General features: G+C 41.0%; 13 protein-coding genes and 2 tRNA genes. 7 read left to right on the top strand and 8 right to left on the bottom strand.

Going from position 1 to position 17249, the window contains the following annotated elements; genetic code table 11:
* Window positions 1–447 precede the first annotated feature (447 nt).
* Window positions 448–1281, bottom strand: a complete 834-nt coding sequence (pssA, locus tag HNW13_RS20925; RefSeq protein WP_101085348.1) for a CDP-diacylglycerol--serine O-phosphatidyltransferase — start codon at window positions 1279–1281, stop codon at window positions 448–450.
* Between the two features lie 99 nt (window positions 1282–1380).
* Here pssA and HNW13_RS20920 point away from each other — a divergent pair, with 99 nt between their 5' ends.
* Complete coding sequence (locus HNW13_RS20920) at window positions 1381–1824, top strand: DUF4124 domain-containing protein (protein WP_101085347.1); 444 nt, start codon at window positions 1381–1383, stop codon at window positions 1822–1824.
* Window positions 1825–1884: 60 nt separating this feature from the next.
* On the opposite strand, the gene clpB is transcribed toward HNW13_RS20920, so the two are convergent.
* The 3 genes from clpB to rluD form a co-directional block, all read right to left on the bottom strand.
* Entirely contained in the window at window positions 1885–4458 is a 2574-nt protein-coding gene (gene clpB / locus HNW13_RS20915) for an ATP-dependent chaperone ClpB (protein WP_192114240.1), read from the bottom strand.
* Between the two features lie 164 nt (window positions 4459–4622).
* Window positions 4623–5351 (bottom strand): peptidoglycan editing factor PgeF, encoded by a 729-nt coding sequence (gene pgeF / locus HNW13_RS20910; protein ID WP_101085345.1) that lies wholly within the window; start codon window positions 5349–5351, stop codon window positions 4623–4625.
* On the bottom strand, window positions 5351–6325 hold the full coding sequence (gene rluD / locus HNW13_RS20905; protein WP_059746300.1) for a 23S rRNA pseudouridine(1911/1915/1917) synthase RluD: 975 nt from the start codon (window positions 6323–6325) through the stop codon (window positions 5351–5353). Before rluD ends, pgeF begins: the two co-directional genes overlap by 1 nt.
* A 123-nt stretch (window positions 6326–6448) precedes the next feature.
* Here rluD and HNW13_RS20900 point away from each other — a divergent pair, with 123 nt between their 5' ends.
* The 3 genes from HNW13_RS20900 to HNW13_RS20890 all read left to right on the top strand — a co-directional run bounded on the left by HNW13_RS20900 (window position 6449) and on the right by HNW13_RS20890 (window position 7761).
* Window positions 6449–7210, top strand: coding sequence for an outer membrane protein assembly factor BamD (locus tag HNW13_RS20900; protein WP_101085344.1), 762 nt, complete (start codon window positions 6449–6451; stop codon window positions 7208–7210).
* A 329-nt stretch (window positions 7211–7539) separates the two neighbouring features.
* A tRNA-Phe gene (locus HNW13_RS20895) sits at window positions 7540–7615 on the top strand.
* A 59-nt stretch (window positions 7616–7674) separates the two neighbouring features.
* Window positions 7675–7761: transfer RNA gene (locus HNW13_RS20890), tRNA-Leu, on the top strand.
* Window positions 7762–8045: 284 nt separating this feature from the next.
* Here the strand turns inward: HNW13_RS20890 and recJ are convergent.
* From recJ to brnQ, 4 genes are all read right to left on the bottom strand, one after another.
* Window positions 8046–9770 (bottom strand): single-stranded-DNA-specific exonuclease RecJ, encoded by a 1725-nt coding sequence (gene recJ / locus HNW13_RS20885; protein WP_182743233.1) that lies wholly within the window; start codon window positions 9768–9770, stop codon window positions 8046–8048.
* A 115-nt stretch (window positions 9771–9885) separates the two neighbouring features.
* The gene (gene dsbC / locus HNW13_RS20880) at window positions 9886–10614 is read right to left on the bottom strand and encodes a bifunctional protein-disulfide isomerase/oxidoreductase DsbC (protein WP_182743231.1); all 729 of its coding nucleotides are present in this window, start codon (window positions 10612–10614) and stop codon (window positions 9886–9888) included.
* Window positions 10615–10758: 144 nt separating this feature from the next.
* Window positions 10759–11664 carry a site-specific tyrosine recombinase XerD gene (gene xerD, locus HNW13_RS20875; protein ID WP_101085341.1) on the bottom strand — a complete coding sequence of 302 codons (906 nt, stop codon included), beginning with the start codon at window positions 11662–11664 and terminating at the stop codon, window positions 10759–10761.
* An 89-nt stretch (window positions 11665–11753) separates the two neighbouring features.
* Complete coding sequence (brnQ, locus tag HNW13_RS20870; protein ID WP_192114239.1) at window positions 11754–13085, bottom strand: branched-chain amino acid transport system II carrier protein; 1332 nt, start codon at window positions 13083–13085, stop codon at window positions 11754–11756.
* Between the two features lie 481 nt (window positions 13086–13566).
* On the opposite strand from brnQ, the gene HNW13_RS20865 reads away from it, so the two are divergent.
* The 3 genes from HNW13_RS20865 to HNW13_RS20855 all read left to right on the top strand — a co-directional run bounded on the left by HNW13_RS20865 (window position 13567) and on the right by HNW13_RS20855 (window position 17249).
* Window positions 13567–14322: a methyltransferase gene (locus tag HNW13_RS20865; RefSeq protein WP_101085339.1), complete on the top strand. Its 756-nt coding sequence runs from the start codon at window positions 13567–13569 to the stop codon at window positions 14320–14322.
* Window positions 14323–14375: 53 nt separating this feature from the next.
* Window positions 14376–15596: an ATP-dependent RNA helicase SrmB gene (gene srmB / locus HNW13_RS20860; RefSeq protein WP_101085338.1), complete on the top strand. Its 1221-nt coding sequence runs from the start codon at window positions 14376–14378 to the stop codon at window positions 15594–15596.
* 453 nt (window positions 15597–16049) lie between these two features.
* A complete protein-coding gene (locus HNW13_RS20855; protein WP_101085337.1) occupies window positions 16050–17249 on the top strand; it encodes an efflux RND transporter periplasmic adaptor subunit in 1200 nt (399 codons plus the stop codon).

Raw genomic sequence — 17249 nt, 5'->3', positions numbered from 1 at the left:
AAGTTGGCGTCAAGTGTTTTTTCAAACTTTCTTTTCGCCTTGAACTCAGTGTTTTGAAGCACTTAATTCAACCTGACTCGGTAACCGCTTGCGCTGTCTGCCGTGTCAGTGGATGCGCATTATAGGCACCACACGGTTTTGCGCAAGGCCTTTTTTAAAGCTTTTAGCAAAAAAGCAATCAACCGAATACTAATCAAACAACTCGGTACTAAAAACACACAACCGTGTTCGATTTTGCTCAATTAAGCTTCAGATAATACAAAGGAGTAGATTAACTAATATAAAACCGGATAATAATTATAGTACATATTTAAGATTTAGATAAAAAAGATATGATTTAATGAATATGTTGGCAAGTCACAACGATTACCTCAGCTATCTATATAGTAGAGGAACTAACTACGTAAACTCTATTGTTAGATGCTATTGAAGAAAATCACTCTATAGTTAACTTTCATTTTTCTCGTTGGTAATATCAGTATTATTGATGTCATCGATGGTTGAGTGTTGTTGTGTCTCTGTTTTATTCAATTCATCGCCAACGATGTGGGCCACTTTTAACTTCTTAATAGCGTTAATCGTGATAACAGGTCCAGATAGTGCATATATGTAGAAACCAAGACAAAGAATGATGGCTGGTTCTACAGAAATAATAACGAACACACCTACGAGCAATAACATCACCACGAAATTTACTTTCCCTCGCCAATCTACTTCCTTAAAGGAGTGATAGCGAAAGTTACTGACCATGAGTAGTCCTGTTAATGCAGTAATCAATGCGGCAAGGTAATTTATATCGGTAGGGTCAAGCTCATATTTAGAACCACTCCAAATACTTCCAGCGATTAAGGCTGCTGCAGCGGGACTAGCTAGACCTTGAAAATAACGTTTATCGGCAACACCAACTTGGGTATTGAAACGAGCTAATCTCAATGCTGCACAAGCACAGTAGATAAAAGCAGCTAACCAGCCTACTTTACCTAAATCTTGCAATGCCCAATTATAAGCAAGGATCGCTGGAGCCATGCCAAAAGAAACCATATCGGCCAAACTATCATATTCAGCCCCAAAATCACTTTGAGTATTGGTTAACCTTGCGACTCTGCCATCTAGTCCGTCACAAATCATAGCGATAAAGATAGCAATTGACGCTAACTCAAAATGACCGTTCATTGATGAAATGACAGCATAAAAACCAGAAAATAGCCCTGCGGTAGTAAATAAGTTAGGTAATAGGTAAATACCTTTATTTTTTACTGGGTGATTAGGTGAATTTTGCATACACTTTACACATTATCGTTTTAGTTGTTGGATTTATACTCAAAGATAGCATATTTTGAAATATTCAAGCATAACGTCAATTAGCTCTGGGAAACTCACATGGAAATTACGCGTTTAGTTTTTGGTTTAGTCACTTTTGCATTTAGTACATGTTTATTTGCCGCGACCATTTACACTTGGGTGGATGATGCTGGCGTTGTACATTACAGCCAACAACAGCCCCTAAATGTAGATGCAAGCAAGATTTATAGTGAGGATATGGAACCCGCTAAAATTGGCACTTACACACCACAAAAAAAAACCGCTGTTAACGTGGAATCTCAATTAGAACAATCAGCAAAAATCATTAATGAAAAAGACAAACAACAAGCCAAAGACATCTGTGAAAGTGCTAAGCACAGCCTGAGTGTATTGAATACTCACAGCAAATTAAATCAACAAGATAAAACTACTGGTGAAACTGTCTCAATGACAGAAGAACAGAGGCAAGCAGCTATTACTGAAAATACCGAACGGGTCAGGTTATTTTGTCAAAGTAAATAATAACAAAGGGAGCTAATGCTCCCTTTGTTCAAAAACGTTAGCTGATAATGCTAGATAACATTATTGATTGAAGGCTAGCTTGCCATCTTCTACTACGACTTTAATCATTTTACCTGGCAATAATTGACCTCGCAGCAATTTTTGGGCTAAAGGATTCTCTACTTCTTGCTGCAATGCTCGTTTTAAGGGTCTTGCACCATAAACAGGATCGAATCCAGCTTCAGCAATTAATGATAAAGCCTCATCAGATAATTCAATATCGAACTCTTTCTCGATCAAACGTTTGCGCAATAATTCAAATTGAATACTGGCAATGTGTTTGATATTTTCGGCGTCTAAGGGATGGAATACCAAAGACTCATCAATTCGATTTAAAAACTCTGGACGGAAGCTTTGCGTCACAACATTCATGACTCCAGCTTTCATATCTTCATAACTCGTATGACCAAAGCCCTCTTGAATAATATCTGAGCCAAGGTTAGAGGTCATGATGATGACAGTGTTTTTAAAATCAACCGTTCTGCCTTGACCATCAGTTAAACGGCCATCATCTAATACTTGCAGCAACACATTAAATACATCTGGATGAGCTTTCTCAACTTCGTCTAACAAGATCACGGAATAGGGCTTACGGCGAACCGCCTCAGTTAAGTAACCGCCTTCTTCATAACCCACATATCCGGGAGGGGCACCAACTAAACGCGAAACGGTGTGTTTTTCCATAAATTCAGACATGTCTATGCGCACAAGAGCTGATTCTGAATCAAACAAAAACTTAGCTAGCGATTTACACAGCTCAGTTTTACCCACACCGGTAGGCCCAAGGAACAAGAACGAACCTATTGGACGTTGTGGATCGGCAAGACCTGCCCGACTACGACGAATGGCATTAGATACTGCCTCTACAGCCTCATTTTGGCCGATTACACGCTCATGCAATGCATCTTCCATATGCAATAGTTTTTCACGCTCACCTTCGAGCATTTTTGAAACAGGGATACCGGTGGCTTTTGATAGTACTTCAGCAATCTCGACCTCAGTCACTTTATTACGTAACAGTGTCATATCTTGCATTTCTGCTTGCGATGCTAAATCTAGTTGCTTTTCGAGCTCAGGAATACGCCCATACTGTAATTCAGACATCCGCGTTAAGTCACCCGCACGACGAGCTACTTCTAAATCCATTCTCGCCTGTTCGAGATCGGCTTTAATATGTTGTGTGCCTGCTAATGCTGCTTTCTCGGTATGCCAAATCTCATTCATCTCAGAAGCTTTACTTTCGACATCCCTCAGTTCATGTTGTAAAAACTCAAGACGTTTACGACTGGCCTCGTCTGACTCTTTACTTAACGCTTGTTCTTCCAGCTTAAGCTGAATAGCGCGGCGTTCTAAGCGGTCAAGTACTTCTGGCTTAGAATCAATCTGCATTCTGATACTAGATGCCGCTTCATCGATTAAGTCGATAGCTTTGTCCGGCAATTTACGGTCTGAAATATAACGATGCGACATGGTTGCTGCTGCAACTATTGCAGGATCAGTTATTTCAACATGATGATGTAATTCGTAACGCTCTTTTAGACCACGTAAAATGGCAATGGTGTCTTCAACGCTCGGTTCATCAACAATTACTTTTTGAAAACGGCGTTCAAGTGCAGCATCTTTCTCAATATATTGACGATATTCATCAAGTGTTGTTGCGCCGACACAATGCAAATCACCACGTGCTAAAGCAGGCTTAAGCATATTACCAGCATCCATTGCGCCCTCGCCCTTACCTGCGCCGACCATGGTATGCAGCTCATCAATAAACAGAATGACCTGACCTTCCTCTTGGGATAGCTCATTCAATACTGCTTTCAAGCGTTCTTCAAACTCACCACGATATTTGGCTCCCGCAATTAACGAGCCCATGTCTAATGACAATACCCGTTTATTTTTAATCCCTTCAGGGACTTCACCATTCACAATACGCTGAGCTAAACCTTCAACAATGGCGGTTTTACCGACACCAGGTTCACCAATTAATACCGGATTATTTTTAGTACGGCGTTGTAGCACTTGAATCGTGCGACGAATTTCCTCATCACGACCAATAACAGGGTCTAACTTACCTTGCTCTGCCCGCTCGGTTAAATCTACGGTAAATTTTTTCAATGCTTGGCGTTGATCTTCAGCATTGGGATCATCAACTTTCTGCCCGCCACGCATGTCTTCAATGGTTTTTTCCATTAACTCTTTGCTTGCACCTGAATCTTTTAATGCTTTGGCAAGGGGGTCATTATTTTCTAATGCAGCCAAGACAAACAATTCAGATGAAATGTATTTGTCTTTGCGCTTTTGCGCTAACTTATCGCATAGGTTTAGTAAACGAATTAACCCTTGTGATAACTGAACATCACCACCAGTACCTTCAACTTGCGGTAAACGTTCTAACTCTTGGCTAACCGCTGAGCGAAGCGCACTAACACGAATGCCCGCTTGCGTTAGTAAAGAATGAATAGAACCAGAATCTTGATTTAACAGCGCCATCATTAAATGAATAGGTTCAATAAATTGATGATCGCGTCCCAATGCTAATGATTGGGCATCAGAAATGGCAATTTGAAACTTATTAGTCATACGATCGAGTCTCATACAACCTCCTAGGATCTGATACATGTGGAATGGGAAATTAATTCAGAAATGAATAATTTGTTAACTTAAAGATGGGGGCATTTAATGTAAACTCAAGGTTAAAACTTAATCTGGATCAAAAAATTGTTGATTTTTTATACTTGAAAGTTGTTACCAATAATAACTTAAGATTTAAGCCAAATGAGAGAAGCCATTCGACCCGTTTGCTTGTCACGACGGTAAGAAAAGTAATCAGGTTCAGAAAAGGTACACACATCTGCGCTATAAATTTGAGTAACGCCTGCTGTAGATAAACGCAACTTAGCTAAGCCGACTAAATCAGCTAAATATTTAGCATTATTCTGAACAAAATGAGTTGCAGCTTGCGGATTTTTATTGATAAAAGCATCACGAACTTCACTACCAACTTCAAATGCACAAGGACCTATTGCAGGCCCTAAGTATGCGATTAATGCTGACGGTGGAGAATGAAACATCGCCAATGCTTGCTCGATGATGCCCTCACACAAACCGCGCCACCCGGCATGAACTGCGGCAACTTCAGTGCCTTGTTGATTACATAATAATATTGGTAAGCAATCGGCCGTCATTACCGTACATACATGGCCAAACTGATTACTGTAACTACCATCAGCTAATGCTATCGCGCTACCTGGCATCAATGTTTGTACATCAACAACCTTAGTACCATGAACTTGCTCAAGCCAGATTGGCTCAGCAGGTAATGATAATTGCTGAGTTAATATTGCACGATTAGCGAATACATCTTGAGGCTTATCACCAACATGTAGCCCTAAATTTAAACTATCAAACGGGCTAACACTGACGCCACCAAAACGATTTGTCATCGCTATGGCAACGTTAACAGGTATTGGCCAATCGTGCTCAAGCATTATAAATACACTATCGGATTAAGCTCAGTATCGACTCGTAGTGCTTTTGTCAGCTCAACCATGTCATCAGGGATCGGCGCATGCCAAGTCATGATTTCACAGGTAAATGGATGAGCAAGTTCTAAACGCACTGCATGTAAAGCTTGGCGCTTAAAGTTTTTGAGTAATTCAAAAAACTCTGGGCTCGCTGATTTAGGCGGACGAGGACGACCACCATAAACCGGATCGCCAACTAACTCATGACCAATATGCGCCATATGAACACGAATTTGGTGAGTACGACCAGATTCCAGACGCAAACGTAAACGCGTATGAGCTCGGAACTTTTCAGACACACGATAATGAGTCACCGATGGGCGACCACCATGGATAACGGCCATTTGAGTACGTCTAGTTGCGTGACGTTCAATAGGTTCATCAACCGTGCCACCTGCCGTCATAGTGCCTAATACAATCGCTTCATACTCGCGAACAATATCACGAGCCTGTAATGCGGCAACCAAATGCGTTTGTGCTTCAACTGTTTTAGCAACAACCATTAGCCCTGTAGTGTCTTTATCTAAACGATGAACAATACCTGCTCTTGGTACATGTTCAATATCTGGACAATGGTATAATAAAGCATTCATCAACGTACCGTCTGCATTACCAGCGCCAGGATGAACAACTAAACCAGCTTGCTTGTTAATGACAATAATATGGTCGTCTTCATAAATAATATTTAAGTCGATATTTTGCGCTTTAGCACTCACTTCTTCTTCAAGTGTTGCCGTCACTTCTATCAACTGAGACTCGAAAACCTTTTCCCGTGGCTTGTCGACTGTGATACCGTCAATAGTAATTGCACCAGATAGGATCCATTCCTTGATGCGTGTACGCGAGTAGTCAGGGAACAAACCAGCTAATGCTTGGTCTAATCTCAGACCGGTTTGTGTTGCTGTGATCTCGCTTTTTAGATTAATCTCTTGTGTCATAGGAACCGTACCCCAGTTTAGGGGTCCAAAGTGAATGTGCTATCTGTTACAATCGGATGTTTTCTATTTTACCGTGAAATGGAAAAATTCTTAACAACAACTTAAAAAGAATTGAATTCAAGTATGTATAAAATTGCCCAAGGTGCCGCCCTAGTATTACTTTCACTGGCTATAACAGCCTGTAGTAGCAGTCCAGAAGACGATGATGTTGCCAGTAAAGCATCACCTGATGTCCTGTACTCTCAAGCAAGAACGTCAATGGAATTAGGTAATTACTCTAAAGCCGTTCGTTCACTTGAAGCATTGGACTCTCGTTTTCCATTTGGTCCGCACAAAACTCAAGTTCAATTAGACTTGATTTATGCGTATTACAAAATGGATGATGCTGCCTCAGGAGTTGCCAATATTGATCGCTTTTTACGCCTCAATCCAACGCATCCTAATATAGATTACGTCTATTATATGCGTGGTTTAACCAATATGCAGGCAGATAATTACTTATTTCACGATTTAATGAATATTGATCGTACCGATCGTGATCCCAAAAATGCTCAAGATGCATTTAAAGATTTTGATCGATTGATTAAATCGTATCCAAATAGCAAGTATTCTGCTGATGCACAACAACGTATGCAGTTCTTAAAGAACCGTTTGGCTAAATATTCAATTCAAGTTGCAGAATATTATATCAAAATGAACGCATGGAGTGCAGCTGCTGTTCGTGCTCAATCAGTTATGGAGAAGTTTCCAGGAACACCTTCAACTGAACGGGCATTAGAAATTATGGCTAAAGCGTATGACGAATTAGGTCAGGAAAAATTACAGCAAAACGTTAAAACTGTAATGAAAGCAAACTTTCCAGCTAATGAAATATTATCTAACTAGTCATCATTCATACTCTACGACTGTTAATTATTGTTTCACATTAAACGCTCCTTGGAGCGTTTTTTTATACCTGATTTATCTGCCTTGGCAATTTGAGTCTCTATATATTCAATATTTTTTACTTGTTATGGTAACCACACCAGTAAAAGAGGCACCATAACACCATTTACTCTAGTTACCATCATAGGAGTGAAGTATTTATTACACTATGGTACTTCGGCTGAATAACATTCGATACGCCCAAAATACATCCAAACAAATCGATTTTTGATATAAATATAAAAAACAGGTTGACTCAATGGGTCAAAATCCTTTAAATTGCGTCCGTCGCCCGAATAGCTCAGTCGGTAGAGCAGAGGATTGAAAATCCTCGTGTCCCTGGTTCGATTCCGGGTTCGGGCACCATATTTATATTGGTGGCGACAGCGACTAATAGAATAAAGTTATTTCTCGATACATGTTTTGCAGGTGTGGTGGAATTGGTAGACACGTCAGCTTCAGGTGCTGATGCTCGTAAGGGCGTGGAGGTTCAAGTCCTCTCACCTGTACCAAATAACTTTATCAGTTTTAACAAAAAGGCCTCGCATTGCGAGGCCTTTTTGTTTTTGTTGCCGGTATCACTTTGACGAGTGTTAAAGCCACATATTATTTAGCGGCTCAGGTAGCCTATCAACTGGATTGCTCTACTGTATAGTTAATGTTCAGCTCGTTGGCTATAAAATCAGTTGAACGTTAACGCTACAATATCGCTATCTCGTTACGCTCTATCAAACAGTTTGTTCACTGACGAGTCTATCAACTCGCCAGAAAAATCTGCGACAACATAAAACAGCGATTACATCGGCTCAATATAATCCACCATTAACTGCACAGTTTGATTACCTCTAAACTCGTTCACATCAAGCTTATAGACCACACGAGCATGTTTAATGGTTGCATCGGGCCATATTGCTAAATCCACATTAAAAGCAATACCGTCTAACATCGCGCTGCCACATTCCGTTTCAAGTAATAATTTTAAGTGTTTTTCACCCACTATACGCTGCTGTACTACCTTGAATACACCATCAAATAGTGGTTCTTCAAACGACTGCCCCCATGGCCCTGCATTTCGTAATAAAAAGGCAGTATCAAGCGTCATTAACTGGCTCGATAACTCACCATCAGAGAGTAGCTCCCCCGTCAGCTGTTCATAATCTAATACTTCTCTTACCGCATCATCATAAGCTTGCTTAAACTGCTCAAACACATTTGCTTTTAACGATAGCCCTGCTGCCATAGCGTGACCACCAAACTTGGTTATCATTCCAGGAAAGCGACCATTAATGCGTTCGAGTAAATCTCGCATATGCAGGCCTTTAATCGAACGGGCAGAACCTTTTATTACACCATCACCCGCATCGGCAAAAGCAATAACCGGACGATGATAACGATCCTTAATCCGTGAGGCCAAAATACCAATAACACCTTGATGCCAATCATCCTGAAAAATGGCGATGCCCCACGGTAAATCAGCTTCATTGAGTGACACTTTCGATAAACTTTTTAATGCCTCTTGTTGCATGCCCGTTTCAAGTTCGCGGCGCTCTTGGTTTAATCCATCTAATTCCGCTGCCATTCTTCTGGCTAACATGATGTCTTCACACAGTAAGGTTTCAACCCCTAGCGCCATTTCATCTAAACGCCCAGCTGCATTGAGTCGAGGTCCTACCGCAAAACCAAAATCAGCAGCAACAATTTTTTCAGGACTCCGTTTCGCCACCTCAAGCAATGCAGTAATGCCAACACGACAGCGGCCACTTCTGACTCGCTGCAAACCAGCATTAACGAGAATACGGTTATTAGTGTCTAACGACACAACATCAGCGACAGTACCTAAAGCGACAATATCAAGCAATATGCCCAGATTAGGCTCAGTGATTTGCTGTTGTTGATACCAATTACGCTGCCTTAATTGCGCACGTAAAGCAGACATTAGATAAAACGCCACTCCAACACCGGCAATAGACTTACTGGCAAACTGACAACCGGGCTGATTTGGATTAACAATAACATCAGCATTGGGCAAAGTGCTGCCAGGTAAATGATGATCTGTCACGACAACAGTCATTCCTAACAATTTTGCAGCTGCCACCCCTTCAATTGAAGATATTCCATTATCAACGGTAATGAGTACATCAGCATTTTTAGTAAAAGCCACCGCAACAATTTCAGGGCTTAAGCCATAACCATAATCAAACCGATTAGGAATAAGGTAATCAACATGTTTTGCCCCCATCATTTTCAGCGCCAGCATACATACACTAGTCGACGTAGCACCATCAGCATCAAAATCCCCAACAATCAAAATTGATTGCTGCGCAGCAATAGCATCCGCAATAATCACGGCGGCTTCTGCTAGCCCTTTCATACTATCTGGGCGTAATAACTTACTTAGCATTAATTCGCAGTTATCTTCATTGACGCCACGGCGAGCATAGAGCTGTTTCAATAATGGCGATAAAGAAGCGGGTAAATGACTATCATCAACCTGAGGACGACGGACTATTTTATGAGACAAAAGGCAACCTTAAACGGGTAATTAGAGAATAGAGCATAACAAAAAGGTGAGCCTAAGCTCACCTTGATTTTACGTTTTTAGCACACACTTTACGACGTTGATTTACTAGTCTGATTTATAAATTCGATTCAATCGTACGTAATAAATCAGCCGGAGCTTGATAGCCAGGTACCATCACACCATTTTCTAAAATCAGTGCCGGTGTACCGTTAATCCCGAACGACATACCTAATTTATACTGGGCCGCAATATCAATATCACAACTTGCCGCTTTAACATTACCACCCGCTTTAGCTTCTGACATCGCTTTTAAAGGATCTTTAGCACACCATACCGCTTGCATCTCGTCTGCATTAGCAGAAGGAATACCTGCACGAGGATAAGCTAAATAACGAATAGTAATACCTAAATCATTATAGCCTTGCATTTGATTGTGTAGCTTGCGGCAATAACCACAGTCTACATCGGTAAATACCGTGACAACATGTTTCTCATTTTTCGCTTTGTAAACCAACATCTCATCTTCAAATGGCTTAAGTAACTCTATGCGAGGTCCAGCCAATGCAGCCTCGGTTAAGTTTCTCATGCCTTTATCCATGTCATACAAATTGCCATGAATGAGTTTTGTGCCATCTTTGGTGACGTATAATACACCGCGGTCTGTTAGTGCTTGATATAAACCGTCGATTGGAGATTGTTGAATGAGCATCACGTTGACACCCAAGGTTTCAGTGAGTTTTTGCTTTAACGCTGATTCATTGGACACATCGGTCGCAGGTGCCGCTGACACAATAGGGGCAATAATAAGGCTGGCAACAAGGGCGAATGCTTTAGTTAACTTCATGGTAATTCCTATATTACACGGGTTCATAATCAATAGACCCGACTTCGTAAGCAAAACTTACAGATTTAATTTCGCTAGCGCAACAAATACTCATAATCTTAAATGTAAGGATTTGAAACCTACACAGATACAAATCACACTAAGCTAACCGCGTGGATGATGTTGGCTATGCAGTTGCTGTAAGCGCACTTTAGCAACATGTGTATAAATTTGAGTGGTCGATAAATCACTGTGACCGAGTAATAATTGTACCACACGCAAATCCGCGCCATGGTTAAGTAAATGGGTAGCAAAAGCATGGCGTAACGTATGTGGTGATAAATGACATTGAATACCCGCCCTGGCCGCATACAATTTAATTCGATGCCAAAAGGTTTGTCTGGTCATCATTTGCCCTCGACGTGAGGGAAACAATACATCTGACTGCTTCATACTTAATAGCTCGGCACGAGCAAACTTGATGTACTGCTCAACAGCTGTAATGGCCAGCTCACCTAAAGGGACCAAACGCTCTTTGCCTCCTTTACCCATCACCCTCACCAAACCTTGGCGTAAACTAATTTGCTCCATCGTTAAACTCACCAATTCGGTTACCCGCAGCCCTGTAGCATACAACAGCTCTAACATGGCTTTATCTCGGTACTCGATAGGATCATCAATATTTGGCTCTGATAATAAATTATCTATTTGCGCCTCAGACAATGTATCCGGTAATTGACGAACTAACTTGGGCGACTTGATTAATGCTGTAGGGTCTTGGCTTATTTTCTGTTTAACTAATAAGTAAGCATAAAAACGTCGTAAACTACTGAGAAGTCTCGCTGTGCTACTTTTAGCAAATTGTTTATCAAAACGTTCAGCAAGATAGTCACGCAGTAAGGCCTGGTCAACTTGCAGCAAATCCTTACCTTTGGTCAAAACATAACGTTCAGCATTTTGTAAATCTGTACGATAAGATACCAAGGTATTATCACTTAGCCCGTTAGTTGACCACAAGTCATCAAGAAACTGGTTAATTAAGGGATCGGGTTGATAAGCAGGTTTGGCCAAAGCGGTATCCAATAAATAATAAAAAACGACGTTAGATAATCTATCATAACGTCGTTATATTGATCTGTTAATTATGATCTATTTAACAATTAAGCATCCGCTTTTTGAGCCTGATTTTGAGGTAAAAACAAACACACAATTGCTGTTAACGCAGTAGGTAGCAACCAAGCCATCCCCTCTGCATGCAGTGGCATAAAGTCAAGGAAGCTCATGTCCATGCCTGCCGTTTGTAACCCATCAAAGATACCGAAAAACAGTGCAACACTCAGCACGACTCGATGCGAAAAAGCAGGTCTAGCAAAGCGTTCTGTCAAAAAGGTTACCAATACCAATGCTATCGCAACGGGGTAAATAGTCATTAACACAGGAATACTGATGCTTATTAATTGCGATAAACCTACGTTAGCGACAGTGGCACATATCACACTTAATAAAACCACTAGTAACTGGTACGATAATTTTGGCATTAATTCATTGAAGAATTCAGAGCAGGCTGTAACTAAGCCAACGGCCGTCGTTAAGCAAGCAAGCGTTACAACCGTTGACAGCATTAAGGTACCAATATTACCAAAATGATGAGTCACATAGTTTGTTAAAATTTGGCCGCCATTGTCTGCACCAATAGCAAAATCGCCTGCTGAAGCACCAAGATAAAACAACGACACATACACAAACGCTAACCCACCAGCAGCAATAAATGCTGCACGAACTAAATACTTAGTTTGATCGGCGGCATCGTTAACGCCTTTTTTGCGTAACAAATCGATGATTAACATACCAAACATCAATGATGCCAAGGTATCCATGGTGTTATAACCTTCAATAATTCCTTTGGTTAATGGACTATTAATATATTCACCGACCGGAAGGTTCACCTCTGCGCCAGGAAGAATAATCACTGAACTGGCTAACCCCACCAAGAGTAAAATCAATACTGGCGTAAGTATTTTACCTACGCTATCGAGTAATTTTCCAGGAAATAAAGATAAAAACATCACAATGGAGAAAAACACCAAAGTATAAATAAGTTGCGCAATACTAAACTCTTTGCCGCCAAGCATCATTAACGCATCTGGATTACTAATAAAAGGTCTCGCGCCAATTTCGAACGCCACCAGCGCAGTACGTGGGGCCGCAAATGCTGGGCCAATGATAATATAAATCGCAATGGCTAATGATGTGGCAGCAAACGCAGGTAATAGCGCCATCACTTTACCGTTAGCTTTCGCAACGGCAATTAACCCTATCAGTGGCATACCCACTGCGGTAATTAAGAAACCGAACATCGCAAAAGACATATTCTCGCCAGCAAGCATGCCAGCAAAAGGTGGGAAAATTAAGTTACCCGCACCTAAAAAAAACGCAAAGGTCATAAACCCTAACCCTAGCGTATCAGTCACACTCATTTTAGTTGTTTGCACTACTAGCCTCGTTTTATTGTTATGTTTTTTAACAAACCTAATTGATTACGCCATAATTAGCTACTGCTGAGCTGAACGAACAATAAATTGTAAAGTTAAAAATACACTTAGAAAATAGTAAACTTTGTTAAGAGAGTAACGAAAATGACTCGCTAGCTCATTATTCAGCATAACATCCCTGTCAAATAGCCTTAATTAGACTTTTTACTCGATTTTACGAGTAAAAAAGCGCGCAAACTAATATCAAATATCGCCTTAATACTCAAGCTCCAGCCCCCTAAACAATTAAAAAAAACTATTTAGTTACGATTTATGGCAAGACTTGTGTACATATCCACCACATCTATGATTTTAAAGTTAATTTTTCGTAACAAAAAGTCAACGGTACAGGTCAGAGGGAATTAACACGCGACAGTAAAAATCAAAGCGGTTATGATCTTATTCGAGTAGTTCATACAATCGAAAGAGTAATCAATTATCTATGTCTTTTACGTTTAAGCAATTTCATATCGATGATCAACAGTGTGGTATGGCCGTCAGTACTGATGCAGTTTTACTCGGTGCTTGGGCTGAACTAACTCAATCAAGGCATATTCTGGATATTGGTGCAGGAAGCGGTTTGCTCAGTTTAATGGCAGCACAACGTAGTCCTCGCCACACGAGTATTATTGCAGTAGAAATAGACAATGCAGCCGCAAAGGCTTGCCAATTTAATATTAAACAAAGCCCTTGGTCAGAGACGGTGCAACTCTTTCACGGTGCTATTCAAGACTTTCAACAACTGCACAAAAAGAATGATGAGCCATTATTCGACCATATTATTTGTAATCCACCCTACTTTGAGCAGGGCACACAAGCCAAAAATAGCGCACGAGCTGACGCCAGGCATACTAATACTTTGCCCTTTGCCGAATTGCAGAGTGTGATTAGCCAATTACTTGCTCCGCAAGGCACGGCAAGTGTTATTTTGCCACTGCAAAGTCTAGCCAGTTTTACTCAACAACTTAACACTTATGGTCTATTCGTTGCTAAGCAGCTTGATATCATTAGCATTGAAGGAAAGGTAGCTAACCGATCAATATTGGCAATCCAGCACTACCCAACAACAACTGAACCACAAACACTCACTCATCCTGCTGTTGAAACTCAGTATCATCAAATGACGATCCGCGACAAACAAGAGCGATATAGCGAAACGATGATAGATTTATGCCGCCCATTCTACTTAAAGCTTTAGCCTGCTCAATAGGTCAGCTATAATACTCAACTATTTTTCAGCGAGACCAGCGCATGCAATTTGAAGATTTCCAGCTCGACCCTAGCTTATTAGAGTCACTCAAGGCCATGGGACACAACACCCCTACCACCATTCAGCAGCAAACTATTCCATTGGCCATGGATCAGCGGGATATTTTAGCGCGTGCGCCAACTGGCACCGGTAAGACGGCCAGTTTTTTACTGCCTGCTTTACAGCACCTTATTGACTTCCCTCGTCGTTTTGAAGGCCAAGCACGTATTTTGGTGCTAACGCCAACGCGTGAATTAGCCAGTCAAATTCATCGTTATGCAAGTCATTTAGCCACTGGGCTTGAGCTTAATATCGTCATTATTACTGGTGGTGTTCCATATGGCCCACAAGAAGAAGCACTTGCAGACAATGTTGATTTATTAATCGCCACCCCAGGTCGATTAATGGAATACCTAGATAAAGACAAATTTGACGCCACTGAAGTTGAAATTTTAATTATTGATGAAGCTGACCGCATGCTTGATATGGGTTTCTCATCAGTAGTGCAATCAATTGCCATTGAAGCTCAAGGCCGCAAACAGAACATGCTGTTTTCTGCCACGCTTGAAGGTAATGGGGTTAACCGTTTCGCTCGCGACTTATTAACCGATCCCGTAATGGTCGATGTTGAAGCGCCACGCAGTGAAAAAGCTAAAGTACACCAATGGGTTCACTTGGCCGACGATCAAGCACATAAATTTGCATTGTTATGCCATATTCTTCAACAAGAAAATGTTACGCGCACCATTGTGTTTGTTAAAACTCGCGAAATGGTCGCCAGCCTTGAAGGCTTATTACTAAAAGCCAATATCCCATGTGCATTTATGCGCGGCGATATGGAACAGAAAAAACGTTTCCAAGCATTGGGTCGTTTTTCTAAAGGCGAAGTTAATGTACTTTTGGCGACAGATGTTGCAGCTCGAGGAATCGATGTTGATGACATTACTCATGTGATTAACTTTGACATGCCACGTTCTGCTGACGCCTATGTTCATCGAATTGGCCGTACCGCTCGCGCTGGCGCAAAAGGAACCGCAATATCACTAGTTGAAGCGCACGATATGCGTATTGTGTCTAAAATTGAACGATACATTGAGATCCCACTGAAACGTCGTGTGATTGAAGAACTTCGTCCTAAACACAAAGAAGCTAAAGTGCCTGGTAAGAAAAAAGCCAATGCAAAAGATGCTCGAGTTAAATCGAAAAAATATAAGAAAAAGTAACTTTTAGGCAGCTTTTTGCAGTGTCCTAAAACACATTGACCAACTAGTATTAAAGCGAATTACTCAGTGATTCGCTTTTTTTATCCCTAAAGCGCTATATATCATCATTAACTAGACCGAATACCGCCACAAAGTGTCAAGATATGTCAATTTATGCACAAAAAACACCCACCAACAAAATAGACTCTAAACCATTAATGGCTATGGATTAATACTTTCATACTGTATTTTATTCTTGCTAAAACATATCAAAAAAACCAACTTATTAAGCGTTAATCGTAGAATCATAAAAAACACAATTTTTTGAAACATTTTATTTACATCAGGCTATTTAGATAAACGTCATACTCTGTTAATTTAGATGCAATGAGTAATAAAATGAATCTGAATGGACATGTTAGCCAACGAAGTTAACTGTCTTTAGCATTATTTCAGCATGGATACGCAAAAGAAATGATAAAAATCATACTAAGAAGATTGTCACCACTCTTGATCATTATTGTATTTGTTGGGCTAGCCCTGGCACTTATTAGCACCCAAGAGACACCCGAGCAAAAAGATGAAGCCATCAGTGTACCGATAATTGATGTGCAAACCGTTACGCCGCAAACCTTATCGCTTAACTTACCCTCCTATGGTGTGGTTAACCCTAAATATAAAACTCAACTTGTCACCGAAGTTCAAGGGCGCATGCTAAGTATTTCAGCCAATTTTGTTGCCGGTGGCGTAGTTAAAAAAGGCGAGCAACTAGCCATTATCGAACCATCTGATTACGAAGCTGACCTTATTCAGGCCGAAGCGACTGTCGCACAGGCCACTGCAGCATTAAATGAAGAGAAAGCCCGCGGTGTTGTGGCTAAAATTGAATTTAAAGATTTTGGTAAAGGCTTACCGCCAGAACTTGGGTTACGTATCCCACAACTGAAAAAAGAACAAGCCAACGTCAAGTATGCAGAAGCGGCATTAGCCCGTGCACAACGTAACTTAGCCCGCACCGTTATTCGCGCACCATTTGACGGCATCATTAAGGCCCGCAATGTCGACTTAGGCCAATATGTCACGTTAGGCACAAATTTAGGTGAACTATACGACACCAGTATCGCCGAAATCAGATTGCCGTTAGCAAATGAAGATCTCGCTTATTTAGAGTCGGTCGATAATCCTGAAACAGCAGTCACACTCACAGCATTGCTGGCGGGTAAACAAGTCTCTTGGCAAGGCAATATAGTGCGCAGCGAAAATGTCATCGACGAACAAACTCGCATGGTCTATTTGGTAGCAGAAATTCATGATCCCTATTTGCGTAACAACAAAACCGAAGGCCAACTACCTTTAAAATACGGCAGTTTTGTTAATGCCGTGATCACAGGTCGAACCGTTAATGATGTGGTAAAACTGCCTCGCCATGTAGTACGAAATGGTCAAGTTGCTGTAGTAAGTGCCGACAATATTATCGAAATACGCCCAGTCAATATTATTCGCTCAGACGTTGACTCCATTTATATTCAAGGCAGTTTCAAAGCGAATGAGCGCGTATCAACCACTAGCATCAACAGCTTAAACTCTGGACAAGCCATTAAAGTACTTGGTGAAGAAACCAAAACTGAACCAGTCGATACTGACACCCAAGCCGCTACGACTGCAGGTGAATAA

The organism is Shewanella sp. BF02_Schw (genome assembly GCF_014596695.2).
GTDB lineage: Bacteria > Pseudomonadota > Gammaproteobacteria > Enterobacterales > Shewanellaceae > Shewanella.
The sequence above is the reverse complement of the archived record's forward strand: the minus strand, read 5'-3'. Positions and strand labels throughout refer to the sequence as shown.